The following is a 14,038-nucleotide window of genomic DNA, read 5'->3' on the forward strand; positions in this document are numbered from 1 at the left end:
CCCTTTTGGCCCTGGTGTTTTTTTAAACTGGGGGGGGGGGGGGGGGGGGGGGGGTGGTGCCCCCGCTCCAAACCCGCCAACCACCACGCCGGAACCCGCCAGGGCTATCCGGCCGGGCGCCAGCCGCGGGCCTTGCCGCGCGGCACGACGAACGCGGCCGCGGCCACCAGCAGGACGACGGCCCCGGCCACGCCCGCGATCAGCAGGGCCCGTACCCGCGGCGCCTTTGCCGCGGCGGGCGGGACGTGCGCGGCGGCAGCCTTCGGCTCGGCCCGCGTGCCGTCGCCGAGGACCACGGTCAACCCGGCGTAGGTGTCCAGGCGCGGCGCCTCGCCGGGGTAGGCGGCCTCGGTCAGCCGGCGGGAGACCTCGGCGGCGGACAGTTCGGGGTGGTACGAGCGGATCAGCGCAGCGGCCCCCGCGACATGCGCGGCGGCCAGCGACGACCCGGAACCGATGTAGTGGCCACTGCCCTTGGGCCCGATACCGACCACGGCGTCGCCGGGGGCGGCCAGGTCCGGGGCGAGGGGGGCCGCGGCCTTCTCCGGACGGCCGCCACTCGGCCCATAGTCCACCACCGACAGCACCTGTGGGACCTGGGCGGGCCAGTAGGCGCGGGCCCGCGGGTCGGGGCGCCCATCGGCGCCCTCGGGGGCGATGTCCGGCGCGGCCGGGGCGATCACCAGCACGTCCTTGGCGGTGGCGTGGGCGACCGCCTGGGTCAACTGGCTCCTGCCCACGGCCAGGGCCTGCCCGGTGTAGACGATGTCCGCGCCCTCGTCCACGGCGGTCCTGATGCCGTCCGCGACCTGCTGGGCGGTGGTGTTGCCACGCGCGTCGGTGGCCCTGACGGCCAGGATACGGGCCCGGGGCGCGACACCGGTGACCGCTCCCTTGCCACTGGGGGCTCCGGCGATGAGGCCCGCGGCGAAGCTCCCGTGCCCCACGCAGTCGACGCCCGCGTCTCCCGCCTGGGTCACCCGGCCGTCGAGCGCGGGCAGGTCGGAACCCACGCCCGTGTCCACGACGGCCACGGTCACCTCCGCGCCCTTCGACAGCTGCCACGCCCGGGACAGCTGCAACGCCTGCCACGTCCACGGCTGCTGCTCCGCGGTCTTGAGCGACGCGGTGGCGCAGCTCTCGTCGGCGGCGACGCGCGAGCGGAGCGCGGGCAGGCTGACCGGATCGTCCTCATCGGCCTGCGCGGGCGTGGACATCATGAGCGCGGGAAGAGCGGCTGCCACCGCGAGAGTCACAGAGGCGCGGTGGTAACGGTCACTTCGCATGCCACGCATGATAGGGGAAGCCCGGCCGCCAACTCGGCTCGGTCCGGGCATTGTTCACGGCACCATCAATTCAGGAGGTCCGAGCGTGTCACGGCAGGTACTGACGGTCTGCCCGGAGCAACCGGAAAGTTTCCGGACGATCGGTGAGGCGCTGGCCACGGCACGTACCGGAGCGGTGATCCATGTCCGGCCCGGCCGTTACCCCGAAAACCTCACCGTCAAGACCCGGGTCACGCTCGTCGCCGAGGGCGAGCCCGGCAGCGTGGAGATCTGCCCGCGCCGCGGCACCGCGCTGACGCTGGTCGCGGACGCGGTGATGCTCACCGACCTGACGCTGCGCGGCGGCAGCGAGGACGTGGCGGTGGTGGACGCGCCGCGCGGGCAAGTGGCCATGGACGGCTGCACGGTGATCGGCTCCGGCTGGACGGCGGTGCTGGCCCGGCAGACCGGTTCGCTGGCCATGCGCGGCTGCCGGGTCACCAACCGCGAGGGCGCCGGGATCGTGGACACCTCCGACGTGGCGAGCGTCATCGAGGACTGTGTGCTGGAAAACCTCGGCACCTCCGGCGTCGTCCTCAGCGAGAGCGCCCGCTCGACGGTGCGCGGCTGCCGTATCCGCGACGCCCGCGGCAACGGCGTGCTCGCCAACGGCGAATCACAGGGCTCCATCGAGTCCTGCGACATCACCTCCACCGACAAGCCCGCCATCGCCCTGGAGGGCAACAGCACCACATACGTCTCCCGCTGCACCGTCCGCGACACGACGGTGGGCGTCTATCTCACCAGCGCGTCCCGCCCCACCGTCGAGGACGTCACGGTGTCCGGCACCACCGGGCCGGCGATCGCGCTGTCCGCGGGCGCCGACCCGCTGCTGCGCAGGTGTCGGACGCTGCGCACCAAGGGCGGCGGGGTGATCGTCTCCGAACGGTCCCGCGGCACCTTCGAGGACTGCGAGTTCGTCTCGGCCACCGGTTCGGCGATCCGGGTGGCGGGTTCCAGCTCGCCGTCCTTTCTGCGCACCGCGGTGTCGGACTGCGCCGATGCTGCGGCGGCCGTGCTGCTCACCGAGGAGTCGACCGCCGAGTTCGACCGGCTGGAGGTGATGGACGCGGTCGGCAGCGCGGTGGCCATCCGCTCGCACGCCAATCCGCTGCTGCGCGGCGCCCGGATCACCGCGCCCGGCAAGTACGGCTTCGAGGTGGGCGACGACGGGCGCGGACGCCTGGAGTCCTGCACCGTCGAGCGGGCGGGCGAGGGCGGGATACGTGTCGCCGACGGCGGCAATACGCGGATCGACGACTGTGTGCTGCGCTCGTCCTCGGAGACCGGTGTCTCGGTGGGCCGCGACGCCCTCGCGGCCGTGCTCGACTGTGAGATCGACACCTGCGGCGCCTCGGGCGTGGCCGTGGAGGAGGGCGGCGAGCTGACCCTGACCCGGGCCCGGGTCACCGGGGCCGGGGCGCACGGTGTGCTCCTGGCCGCGGGCTCCCGCGCGGAGCTGCACCACTGTGAGATCAGCGGCAGCGTCGGCGACGGCATCCGGATCGACAGCGCCGAACCGGTCACCGTCACCGGCTGCACCGTACGTGAGAACCGGGGCGCCGGGCTGACCCAGACCCGGGTGAGCGAGCGCCTGGAGGTGCTGGAGCTGACCAGCGCCGACAACGCCACGCCCGACATCTGGGGCGCCGCGGTGACCGCGAATGCCACCGGGCGCGCCGCGGGGAAGGACTCCGGCTCCGCCGCGCCCAAGGAGCCGCTGGACGAACTGGAGGCGCTGATCGGCCTGGACGGCGTCAAGCACCAGGTGCGCACCCTGGTCAACCTCAACCAGCTCTCCCAGCGGCGCCAGCGGCTGGGGATGCCGGTGCCGTCGATGAGCCGCCATCTGGTGTTCGCCGGCCCGCCCGGCACCGGCAAGACCACCGTGGCCCGCCTCTACGGCTCCATCCTCGCCCAGCTGGGCGTCCTGCCCTCGGGCCATCTGGTCGAGGTTTCCCGCGCGGATCTGGTGGCGCAGGTCATCGGCGGTACGGCCATCAAGACCACCGAGGCGTTCAACGAGGCGATCGGCGGTGTGCTGTTCATCGACGAGGCCTACACCCTCACCCCCGAGGGCGGCAGCTCCAACGACTTCGGCCGCGAGGCCGTGGACACGCTGCTGAAGCTGATGGAGGACCACCGCGAGGACGTCGTGGTCATCGCGGCCGGCTACTCGTCGGAAATGACCTCCTTCCTGGAGTCCAACCCGGGCCTGGCCTCCCGTTTCACCCGCACGATCGAGTTCACCAACTACTCCGTCACCGACCTGGTGACCATCACCGAGAGCATGTGCGCCTCCCACCAGTACGAACTGGGACCGGGCACCACCGAGGCGCTGGCCGCCCACTTCGAGGCGATGGACCGGGGCGCCACGTTCGGCAACGGCCGTGCCGCGCGCCGGGTGTTCGAGGAGATGGTGGACCGCCAGGCCTTCCGCCTCGCCGCCATGGCCGAACCGGCAGAGCGCGACCTGACCCTGCTGCTGCCCGAGGACATCAGCGACGAGAGCGGCGCCCAGCAGAAGACCGACGAGGACCGGGAGGCAATGCTGGCCCGGCTGGAGACCATGGTGGGCCTTGGGGCGGTCAAACGCGAGGTCACCGATCTGGTCTCGCTGCTCACCACGGTCAAGCAGCGCGAGGCGGCCGGGCTGCCCGCCCCGCGGATCAGCCAGCACCTGGTGTTCTCCGGCCCGCCCGGCACCGGTAAGACCACCGTGGCCCGCCTCTACGCCGGGCTGCTGCACTCCCTGGGCGTACTGCCCCGCGGCCAGCTGGTGGAAGTGGCGCGCGCCGATCTGGTGGGGCGCTACGTCGGCCACACCGCGCAGCTCACCAAGGAGGTGTTCGAAAGCGCGATGGGTGGTGTGCTGTTCATCGACGAGGCGTACACCCTCACCCCCGAGGGCAACTCCAGCGACTTCGGCCGCGAGGCCGTGGACACGCTGCTCAAGCTGATGGAGGACCACCGGGACCAGGTCGTGGTGATCGTCGCCGGCTACACCGCGGAGATGCGGCGCTTCCTGGACTCCAACCCCGGCCTCGCCTCGCGCTTCTCCCGCTTCGTGGAGTTCGAGAACTACACCACCGACGAACTCCTCACCATCCTGGAACGGCACGCCGAGGAGTCCGGCTACGCCTGTCCGGCGGCCACGCTGGAGGCGCTGCGCACCCATATCGCGGACATTCCCCGCGACCGCTCCTTCGGCAACGCGCGGCTGGCCCGGCAACTGCTGGAAACCATGATCACCTACCAGGCCAGGCGGCTGACGGCGCTGCGCCAGCCGAGCGTGGACGACCTGCGGACGCTGCTGCCCGAGGACCTGCCGACCGCAGGGCAGGGGGTCCTCGGGTGACCGCGTGACGCAAGCCGCGTGACACAACGAAAGAGCCGCCGCCTCACCCCGTAAGTCCGCGTGGGGTGGGGGCGGGCAGGCCCGCTTGTCAATACCGTCGCGTATTTCACGTGGGAATTTATCTTCCGTCCATCCAAGAATGCTTTCCTTTCCCTGAGGGAGCACAGAGCGGTGGCGGAAGGGCGGGCTCGGCGGTGGTGGATATGAATATGCCAGGTGGCGGGCGCGGGGTCCTCGAAGGTGCGTTCGCCTTGCTGGAGGCCGTGGAAAGGGCCGGGGAATCCCGGCTGACAGCACTGGCCGCGGAGAGCGGATTACCGAAGACGACCGCACGCCGACTCCTCGAACAACTCGTCGAATTGGGTGCGGTGGAACGCTCGGGCGGCCTTTTCCGAATGGGCTCGCGCATGTTCCGGCTCGGTCTCGGCTGGCAGCCGCACCCCGGCATGCTGGCGCTCGCCCGCAGACCTGTCCACGAGTTGGCGAGAGCCACCGGTGCGACGGTGGGGATCTTCGTACTGCGCGAGGGCCGGGCGCTGACGGCCGCCGCGGTCCCGGGCGAATGGGATACCTTCGCGCCGATGCGAGCGGGGACGGCCTTCCCCTGGACGACCGCCGCGGGAAAGGTCCTGGTGGCGGGCGCGCCCGCCGGCCTGCCCGTCGACCCGCCGACCAAGACGTGGTCTCGGGAGGCGGCACGGATCCGGGAGGCCGGGTTCGCCGTCGACCGTCAGGAGGTCGCGGAGGGGGTGTGCTGTGTCGCCGTCCCCCTGCGCGGCCGCAGCGGCACGGCCGTCGCGGCCCTGTGCGCCCTGGTCGACCCCTCTCAGCCGCTGTCCCCGCTGACGGCCTCGGTGGTGCGGGCAGGGAGGGTCATCAGCGCCTCGATGCAAGGGCACTCGGGGCGCTGATCCGCTCAGCGGCACAACAGATGTCCCGGAGTGACCCGCTGTGCGAAGGTCGGGGCCAGTGGCCCGGAGTGCGGCCCTCGTCACCCTCTGTGGAGATCACCATGACCCATGTCGCCGAGTCCGGATCGGGATCCAGGTCCGGAACCGACACGCCGAGCATCCCCTCACCGGTGCCGCCGACGACCCTTCCAACCATTCCGCCGACGACCCCGCCGGTGACGGCGCCCGTGCTCGACCAGTCCACCCGCGAGATCGACAAAGCGACCTTCGTCCCCCTGGACGTGGAGACCCCACCCATCGGACAGGCCCTGACGAAGGCCGCGTTCGTACGTCAGCTCCAGCTCCAGCCGGACGAGGCGAACGCGATACGGGACCGGCACCCCGAACTCGCCGATCCCCTGGGGGACCTGCTCACCCCGTCCCCCTTCTCCCCCGCTCCGCTCTCCGCCTTCGCCGCGGTCCCCACCCGCGCGCTCGATGAGTTCGGGCAGGCTGTCGTCGCCCTGCGCCACGAGCGCGCGGAGGAGACGGACGAGGCGGCGCGCGGCGCGGCGCTACAGGCGCTGCAGACCGCCGTGGTCGCGGCCAAGGGTCTCGAGGCCAACACCGCCGCGCCCCGGATGGGCCTGATGAACCTGGAACGGCTGGAGATGACGCCGGCCGGGATAGAGCGCGGCGAACTCGTCGCCACCATTCCCCTGGCCCCGCAGGAGGAGACCGCCGTCACCTACAAGGAATGGTCGGTCCAGAAGAAGGAGTTCAGCTCGATCGTCACCGACTCGCTGGAGACCTTCAGCGAGACCGGGGTCACCGACAACACCGAGCTGTCGCAGTCGACGTCCTCACAGCAGCAGCACTCCAACCAGTTCAACATCACCGGGACCGTCTCCGGCGGCATCCCCGTCATCTCCGGCTCCGTCACCTCGGGATACACCGGGCAGGACGCCGCCTCCCAGTCGGCGACCGACAGCAGGAAGCACGCCACCACCCTGACCCAGAAGGCGTCCACCCGCGCCCGGCAGGAGCACAAGGTCACCATCACCACGACCACGGTCACCGGGACTTCGCAGACCACCACCAGGACGCTGAAGAACCCCAGCGCGACCAACCCGATCCGCATCGACTACTTCAGCCTCATGCGCAAGTGGCGGGTCCGCCTCTACCGGTACGGCATGCGGCAGACATACGACATCGTCCTCCCGGAGCCCGCCGCCACCATGCGCCGCCCGTACGCGGAGCTGGAGGCACTGAAGGCCCAGCTCGGGCCGTTCGTCTTCAACGTCCCGCACAACGACATCACCGCCGAGGTCCGCAAGGGCGACCCGGAGCCGCCGAAGACGGACCCGCCCACCCCCAAGTCGCCTCACTATCTGGTGCTGGCCGACCAGTACGACGCTCAGGTCCCGCCGCCGCCACCGGACCTGCCCCCGCAGACGTACGCGGTGGAGACCGGGCCGCTTCCACAGGGCCGGGGCGTCACCAGGATGCCCCTCAACATCCCCGCCGGATACGAGATCGTGAGCATCACCATCAGCGGCCGGATGACAAGCTTCGCCGGCCGTTCGGGCCAGTTCACCATCGAGGGCACCACCCTGCCCTTCGATCCCTTCGGGGAGAAGGTCTTCGCCCCGGACACCGTGCTCAAGCGGGACACCGACGGCGGCGACTTCATGGCCGGCGCCACCGGGACACCGGTCCTCGTCCTGGTCTTCGACCAGGTGTCCACCCAGTCCCTGCTGCTGACCGCCGAAGTCCAGCCCACCCAGGCCGCCATGGAACGCTGGCAGTTCGATGTGTGGAACGCGCTCTACACGGCCGCGCAGACCAAATACTACGCACGGCAGCAGGACATCGCCGGCCGGATCGCGGCGCTGGAGGCGCGGCTGAACGACGTGGACACGCTCACCCTGCGCCGTGAAGAGAGCGACGAGATCATGAAGAACGTGCTGCGCTACCTGCTCGGCGGCAGGTTCCCCAGCATGCCGAAGGAAGTCCTCGACGCATTCACCGCGGCCAAGGTGGACGTGGCACACGGCACCGGCTTCGAGGGAAACACCATCGGCCCCGACTCGACGCTGTGGACGACGGTCCGCCAGTACGAGGACGTCGTGCGCTTCGTCAACCAGGCCATCGAGTGGGAGAACGTGGTGAGCTTCCTCTACTCGTACTTCTGGGACCTCCCCGAGAGCTGGCGTTTCATCCGCGAGATCGAACACCCCGACGCCAACCGGCAGGCGTTTCTGCGCGCGGGCAGCGCGCGGGTGGTGCTCACCATTCGCAGGGGCTGGGAGACGCGGTGGGTGAACTTCGTCGAGCACGGTGTCATCGACGACCCGAACGCCCCCGAGAACCCCTCGCAGTACTGGACCATCGCCCAGGAGATCGCCGCCTACGACGACCGCAACTATCCGGGGATCCCGCCCGCCAACCCCGGCCGGGTCGCCACCCGGCTGGAGGACGCGGTGTTCACCACCTCGACCGCCACGGTGGGCCCCTCCACCCGGCCGGTGTCCATTCCCGTCGCCTCCAGCGCGGGGTTCGTGGTCGGCGCCCAGGTCGTCATCGACGCGGTCCACGGCCTGGAACACAGCCAGGAGGCGCAGAAGATCACCAGGATTCCCGACGGCACCCATATCGAGGTCGCCGGGCTCGACAACGCGCACACCGGATCGCCGTCCGCGCCGTTCCCGGTCATGCAGCCGGGCGAGAAGGGCGAACTGATCGCCGAATGGAACGAATACACCCCGACGTCGGGCACGGACATCGCGGTCACCAGCAATCTCTCGACCATCTCCTGAAGGGCGTTGGTGCGTCATGGCCGCCGGGCTCGACACCCAGCAGATCACGATCTGCCCCGGAGAGGGCAACTTCACCCGGGGCGCGGGACGGGTACAAGGCACGGCCAAGGGGGAACAGAACACCATGGAGTGGCAGTGGGCCCAAGGGGCCATGTTCGGCTACTTCTATCCCGACTTCAAAGGCCGCTATCCCGAAGCGTCCTTCGTCCTGGCCGAGAACGAGTACACGCGGCTGCTCACCAACCTGACGGGCCCGGACCGGTTGCTGGGGCGGCTGGTCAAGGAGTTCCGCAGGGACTTCAAGGCCGGCGGGCAGCTGCGCCCCGACATTCTCGGATTCTGTGCCAGGCCCCCGCAGGCCGGTCCGATCGTGCTGGAACTGCTGGAGGTCTCCACCGCCAATCAGGCGGTGCCCACCCTCAGAGACGACATCGGCTACAAGCTGAACAAGTTCGAGCAGATCATCCGCAGGCTCGACCCCGACATCAAGGAGGGCTTCAGCCTGACCTCCTACAGCGTCCAGGCCGGTGCCTCCAAGTGGCGGCCGGTCCCCATGTACCAGCGGATCGTCCCGCTGCCGCCGTACACCGACGAGCAGGGCAACAAGTACGTCGAGTGGATCTGCTTCCAGCCGACGTTCAACCGCAACTGGCCCTACGGAATCGACGGGCTGCTGCTGTACGAGATCCACCGCATGCCCTACAACTCCGATCTGACAGTCGTACGCAAACTGATCGACGAGGAGAAACGCCGCCGAGCGGCCGCCCGGACCCCGTACGGCGTGACCCTGACCCCATGGCTGAACGAGGAATACCTCAATCGGATGCCGCGTGACCGGGACGCCCTGCGGTTGGCCGCCGCGGTCATGGGCGTCGGGCTGCTGGCGCTGCTCGCCATCGAACTGCTGCCGGTGGTCGCGGGCCTGGAGCTCGGCGCGGCGGCGGTCGGAACGGGCCTGACCGAAGCGGGGGCGGGGGCGGGCGTGGCGGCCGAGGCCGGGGAGGTGGGCGCGGCCTCCCTCGCCGCTCGGGCCTCCGCCATGCCCACGGCGCTGGAGACCGCGGGCAAGTGGCTCTCGGCCCTCGGCCGCCGCCTGGTGTTCAGCCCGAAGCCGGCGTTGGTGCCGGGCTGAGGCGGGAACTCGTCAGGCCGGTGAGCATGCCGTACCGGTGCAATCGGCACTCGTGCGGCATGCCTTGCGATATTCGCTGGGGCTCACCCCGTGGATTCGTTTGAAGGCCGCGCTGAAGCCGAACGCGTCCGCGTATCCGACCTGGTGCGCCACCGCGGCAACCGTCGCGGTGGACTCCAGCAGCAGATCGGCGGCCAGGGTCATCCGCCAGTCGGTCAGATACGTCAACGGCGGCTTGCCCACCAGCTCGGCGAACCGACCGGTCAGCGTCGTCCGCGACACCCTCGCCTCACCGGCCAGCGCCGCCAGCGTCCAGGGCCGGTCCGGCGCCGCATGCATGGCCCGCAGCACCGGGCCGACCGCCTCGTCGCCCAGCGCGCGGAACCATCCGACAGGCACGGCCCCGGGCTGGTCGAGCCAACCCCGCAGCGCGCACACCAGCAGCCAGTCGAGCAGGCGGTCCAGCACGACCCGCTGCCCCGGCGGACAGGCGGCGGACTGCGAATCCAGGAAGTCGAGCAGCGACGCACACCCGTCGTTGCCGGGCATCACCAGCACCGGGGGCAACACCCCGAGCAGCCGCAGCGCCACCTGGGTCCGCACCTGGAACGTCCCGACGACCAGCACCGTACGATCGGCCGGCGCCACCTCGGCCAGCCCCTGCGACCTGGGCCGGTCGGAGAGGACGAACGGCCCAGGTCCACGTACGATCGCGGTGTCCCCGACCCGGACCGGCCGCGGCTGCTCGCCCTCGCCTCGGGAGATCTCGCCACGGGAGATCCAGCCCTCACCCCGCAGCGGCGTGCACAGCGTCAGGGACGCCCCCTCGGTGAACCGCAGCGTCCACGGCGGCGTCAGCTCCGTACGGCTGAAGCCGGCGCCGTCCGAGCGGACACCTCGCAGCAGATCGTCGAACGGGTCCATGGGCTCACGATATCCGTCCGGACGATCGGACATGATCCACGGACGACGGCCCATGCCCCGTCCCGTACCGCGGCCAGTTGACTGGCCGGCATGACAACACACAGCAACCAAGCGGTTCTGGTCCTGGGCGCGACGGGCAAGACCGGACGCCGACTGGTGCAGACGCTGCGGACGGCGGGCAGGACCGTCCGGGCCGCGTCCCGCTCCGGCGAGGTCCGCTTCGACTGGTCCGACCAGGACACCTGGCCCACCGCCCTGGAAGGGGCGTCGGCGGTCTATCTCATGGCTCCCCAGGACCCGGCGCCGGCCCCGATCTTCGTCAAGCAGGCCACCGAGGCGGGCGTCGCTCGTTTCGTGGCCCTGTCCGGGCGCGGAATCGACCGGGTCCCCGCGGACTTCTTCCAGGGCATGACCGCCGCGGAGCAGGCCGTACGCGAATCCGGTGCGCGGTGGACCATCCTCCGCCCGAACAACTTCAACCAGAACTTCGACGACGACGCCGTCTGGCGTGCCCCGCTGCGGGACGGCCGGCTGGCCCTGCCGATCGGCTCCGTGCCCGAGCCGTTCATCGACGCCCAGGACATCGCCGATGTCGCCGCGGCCGTGCTGACCGAGGACGGCCACCACGGGCAGGTGTACGACCTCTCCGGACCACGGGCCCTCACCTTCGGCACGGCGGTGGCGACGATCGCCAAGGCGGCAGGTCGGCCCATCCGCTATGTGGAGCTCACACCGGAGGAGTACCGGGCCGAGCTCCTGGCCGAGGGTGTCTCCGAGGCGGCCGCAGCGGAGCTCAACGCGCTGTTCGCCGGGATGCGGGCCGGACACTTCGCCGAGCCCGCCGACGGAGTACGGCGCGTACTCGGGCGCGACCCCCTCGACTTCGACACCTACGCCACCCGGGCCGCCGCGGCCGGCGCGTGGTCGTAGCCGAGCGTACGCCGGTGGCACCCGCGCTCGCGGGTGCCACCGGCACACACACCAGATGTGCGCCCACCGCACATCAGCCGTTCCTCATCACACCACCGATCGGACCTCTCTCGTTCACGCCGGCTTCTCAGAATCTGCACGTCCCAGCATGTACGTGCCTGCGCCGGCGGGAGTTGAACATGAGCCACGGTCATACACACGGCCACGGTCACCACCATCACCACCACCACGGGAGCGGCGACGCATCGTCCCTGCCGCCAGCCCTCGACATGTCGGTGCCCGACGAGGCGCTGACCCCCAGCCAGCTCTCCCGGCGCTCCATGCTGCGCCGCACCGGCCTGCTCGGCGCGGGCCTCGCGGCGGGCAGCGTCCTCGGTGGCGCGGGCCAGGCCGCGGCCGCGGAGCCCGCGTCGGCGACAGCCGCGTCGGCGAGTTCCCGGAGCGAGCGTTCCGGCGGGTATCTTTGGCTGGCCGGCGACCACCACATCCACACCCAGTACAGCTCGGACGCCAAGTACCGGGTCATCGACCACGTACGACAGGCGAACGCTCACGGTCTCGACTGGATGGTCATCACCGACCACGGCAGCGAGACACACGCCAAGATCGGCGTGGAGAAGGTCAACCCGGACATCGTCGCCGCCCGCGACCAGATCGACGACACCCTCGTCTTCCAGGGCCTGGAGTGGAACATCCCGGCCGCCGAGCACGGCACCGTGTTCGTGCACCCCGGCAAGAACGAGGTGGCGGTGCTGAAGGAGTTCGAGAACTCCTTCGACGGCTCGGTCAAGAAGGCCACCTCCAACACCCCCGCCAACGAGGCGCTGGCCATCGCGGGAGTCAACTTCCTCGCCGAGCAGGTCCAGCGCCGCCGGGTGAAGGACATCCTGTTCCTGGCCAACCACCCGGCGCGCAAGGGCATCGACTCCCCGCACGAGATCCGCGGCTGGCGCGACGCCCAGCCGACCATCGCCGTCGGCATGGAGGGCGCCCCCGGCCACCAGGCCGCCGGGCTGCCCGCCCCGAACGGCCCCGGCGGGGCCCGTGGCATCTACGACAACAGCCCCGGCGCCGACTCCTATCCCGGCTACCCGCTGGAGAGCTACCGCACCTGGGGCGGCTTCGACTGGATGACCGCCACCGTCGGCGGCCTGTGGGACAGCCTGCTCGCCGAGGGGAAGCCCTGGTGGATCACCGCCAACTCCGACTCCCACAACGTCTACGCCGATTCCGCCGTACGCGGCCCGAACAGCGACTTCAACGCCAACGGCCGCTACAACGACCCCGCCTACGGCGGCGGGCTCAACCTCACCGACACCGACTTCTGGCCCGGCCAGTACTCCCGCACCCACGTGGGCGCCGCCTCCTTCGGCTACAAGGCGGTCATGGACGGAATCCGCGCAGGCCGGGTCTGGGTGGACCACGGCGGACTCATCAGCGGTCTCAACGCCCAGCTGCGCTCCGGCGGACGCGCGATCACCCTCGGCGACGCCCTGCATGTGCGCCGCGGCAGCCAGGTCGACCTGGTCGTCGAGATCAGCCTGGCCAATGGGCCCAACTGGTCGCAGTTCGTGCCGAAGCTGGCCCGGGTGGACGTCATCCAGGGCGCCGTCACCGGCCCGGTCTCCGACAAGGACACCTTCACCACCCCGGACACCAAGGTCGTGAAGTCCTTCGAGGTCAACAAGTCGACCGGTTCGGTGCGCCTGACCTACTCGCTGGGCCGGGTGGACAAGCCGGTGTACGTGCGGCTGCGCGGCACCGACGGCAACCGTGGCGCCGTCGGCCTGCGCGGTGCCGCCGTCGACCCGGCGGGGCCAGCCATGGACGTGATCGGCGACGCCGATCCGTGGAAGGACCTGTGGTTCTACTCCAACCCCATGTGGGTCCTGCCCGCATGACCGCACCCCACGACGTACCCGGCGTCCGCTCCTTCATCGGGGTGGACGCCGGGTCGGCGAATCTGCGCGAGGCCGACCATCTGATCCGCGATCTGCTGGACCACCTCGCCCTCGCGCCGGGCACGGTCGCCTGCACCCATCTGATCCGCACCGATGAGCGCCGCTCCACCGCCGTCTCGTTCGCCCTGCCCGACGCCGCCGCGGCCGAGGCCGTATGGGAGCGCATCGCCGGATGGGAGCGCCCGGATGTGGGGGCGGTCCTGGGTGAGCGCTCGTACGGTGCGCAGCAGGCCGCCCGTACGGCTGCGTCGGCCGCCGCGGAGCACGCCCGGCGCAGCGGCGGGCGGGCCGTGGTCTACCCGGGAGTGGAACGCCTCACGGGCACGGTGAGCGTGGCCGATCTGCTCGCCTGGACCGCCGTCGACCGGATCACCGTGGTCGGCGCGCCGATGGCGGACGGCCAGGGGCCCGATCCCGCCACGCCGGTGCTCACCCGCGACCACGTACGGCCCGAGTGGCGGGACGGGCGGCTCACTCTCGCCCTGATGCCGGCCGCCGGCGGGGCGCTGGCGCCGTTCGAAGTCCCCAATCCCACGCCCTGCTGCGCCGACCACGCCTGACGGGGCTCACTGCTGGAGCAAGCCCACCGCCCGGCTGTTACCCTCCTGATCTGCGTTTTCTCGCTTGGCACACTATTTCTGGGCCTCGGCGTGCCTCGGAACCGCCATAGACTCGAATCCCCTCGGGGCCTTCCCACCC

The 14,038-nt window shown here is 70.9% G+C and carries 9 protein-coding genes; 7 read left to right on the forward strand and 2 right to left on the reverse strand.

The features are described from left to right. Positions 1-104: 104 nt before the first annotated feature. A complete protein-coding gene (locus ACFV2X_RS23740) occupies positions 105-1,286 on the reverse strand; it encodes a S8 family serine peptidase (protein ID WP_385619648.1) in 1,182 nt (393 codons plus the stop codon). An 85-nt stretch (positions 1,287-1,371) separates the two neighbouring features. Here ACFV2X_RS23740 and ACFV2X_RS23745 point away from each other — a divergent pair, with 85 nt between their 5' ends. From ACFV2X_RS23745 to ACFV2X_RS23760, 4 genes are all read left to right on the forward strand, one after another. Next, the gene (locus ACFV2X_RS23745; protein WP_385619650.1) at positions 1,372-4,683 is read left to right on the forward strand and encodes a right-handed parallel beta-helix repeat-containing protein; all 3,312 of its coding nucleotides are present in this window, start codon (positions 1,372-1,374) and stop codon (positions 4,681-4,683) included. 203 nt (positions 4,684-4,886) lie between these two features. Next, positions 4,887-5,594 (forward strand): IclR family transcriptional regulator, encoded by a 708-nt coding sequence (locus tag ACFV2X_RS23750; protein ID WP_385619652.1) that lies wholly within the window; start codon positions 4,887-4,889, stop codon positions 5,592-5,594. A 101-nt stretch (positions 5,595-5,695) separates the two neighbouring features. Continuing rightward, a complete protein-coding gene (locus ACFV2X_RS23755) occupies positions 5,696-8,392 on the forward strand; it encodes a hypothetical protein (RefSeq protein WP_385619654.1) in 2,697 nt (898 codons plus the stop codon). Positions 8,393-8,408: 16 nt separating this feature from the next. Further along, the gene (locus tag ACFV2X_RS23760) at positions 8,409-9,524 is read left to right on the forward strand and encodes a hypothetical protein (protein WP_385619656.1); all 1,116 of its coding nucleotides are present in this window, start codon (positions 8,409-8,411) and stop codon (positions 9,522-9,524) included. 12 nt (positions 9,525-9,536) lie between these two features. On the opposite strand, the gene ACFV2X_RS23765 is transcribed toward ACFV2X_RS23760, so the two are convergent. Beyond that, positions 9,537-10,448, reverse strand: coding sequence for an AraC family transcriptional regulator (locus ACFV2X_RS23765; RefSeq protein ID WP_385619658.1), 912 nt, complete (start codon positions 10,446-10,448; stop codon positions 9,537-9,539). A 90-nt stretch (positions 10,449-10,538) separates the two neighbouring features. On the opposite strand from ACFV2X_RS23765, the gene ACFV2X_RS23770 reads away from it, so the two are divergent. The 3 genes from ACFV2X_RS23770 (at position 10,539) to ACFV2X_RS23780 (ending at position 13,899) form a co-directional block, all read left to right on the forward strand. Continuing rightward, positions 10,539-11,378 (forward strand): NAD(P)H-binding protein, encoded by an 840-nt coding sequence (locus tag ACFV2X_RS23770; protein ID WP_385619660.1) that lies wholly within the window; start codon positions 10,539-10,541, stop codon positions 11,376-11,378. A 179-nt stretch (positions 11,379-11,557) separates the two neighbouring features. After that, positions 11,558-13,279 carry a PHP domain-containing protein gene (locus ACFV2X_RS23775; protein ID WP_385619662.1) on the forward strand — a complete coding sequence of 574 codons (1,722 nt, stop codon included), beginning with the start codon at positions 11,558-11,560 and terminating at the stop codon, positions 13,277-13,279. Further along, positions 13,276-13,899 carry a hypothetical protein gene (locus ACFV2X_RS23780; protein WP_385619664.1) on the forward strand — a complete coding sequence of 208 codons (624 nt, stop codon included), beginning with the start codon at positions 13,276-13,278 and terminating at the stop codon, positions 13,897-13,899. The genes ACFV2X_RS23775 and ACFV2X_RS23780 overlap by 4 nt, the downstream gene beginning before the upstream one ends. The last annotated feature ends 139 nt before the right edge of the window (positions 13,900-14,038 follow it).

Origin of the sequence: Streptomyces sp. NPDC059679 (genome assembly GCF_042734105.1) — a bacterium.
Lineage (GTDB): Bacteria > Actinomycetota > Actinomycetes > Streptomycetales > Streptomycetaceae > Streptomyces.

Coding starts and splice junctions, on each gene's coding strand:
- ACFV2X_RS23765 (WP_385619658.1), bottom strand. CDS start 10,448: ATGGACCCGTTCGACGATCTGCTGCGAGGTGTCCGCTCGGACGGCGCC.
- ACFV2X_RS23780 (WP_385619664.1), top strand. CDS start 13,276: ATGACCGCACCCCACGACGTACCCGGCGTCCGCTCCTTCATCGGGGTG.
- ACFV2X_RS23760 (WP_385619656.1), top strand. CDS start 8,409: ATGGCCGCCGGGCTCGACACCCAGCAGATCACGATCTGCCCCGGAGAG.
- ACFV2X_RS23770 (WP_385619660.1), top strand. CDS start 10,539: ATGACAACACACAGCAACCAAGCGGTTCTGGTCCTGGGCGCGACGGGC.
- ACFV2X_RS23750 (WP_385619652.1), top strand. CDS start 4,887: ATGAATATGCCAGGTGGCGGGCGCGGGGTCCTCGAAGGTGCGTTCGCC.
- ACFV2X_RS23740 (WP_385619648.1), bottom strand. CDS start 1,286: ATGCGAAGTGACCGTTACCACCGCGCCTCTGTGACTCTCGCGGTGGCA.
- ACFV2X_RS23755 (WP_385619654.1), top strand. CDS start 5,696: ATGACCCATGTCGCCGAGTCCGGATCGGGATCCAGGTCCGGAACCGAC.
- ACFV2X_RS23775 (WP_385619662.1), top strand. CDS start 11,558: ATGAGCCACGGTCATACACACGGCCACGGTCACCACCATCACCACCAC.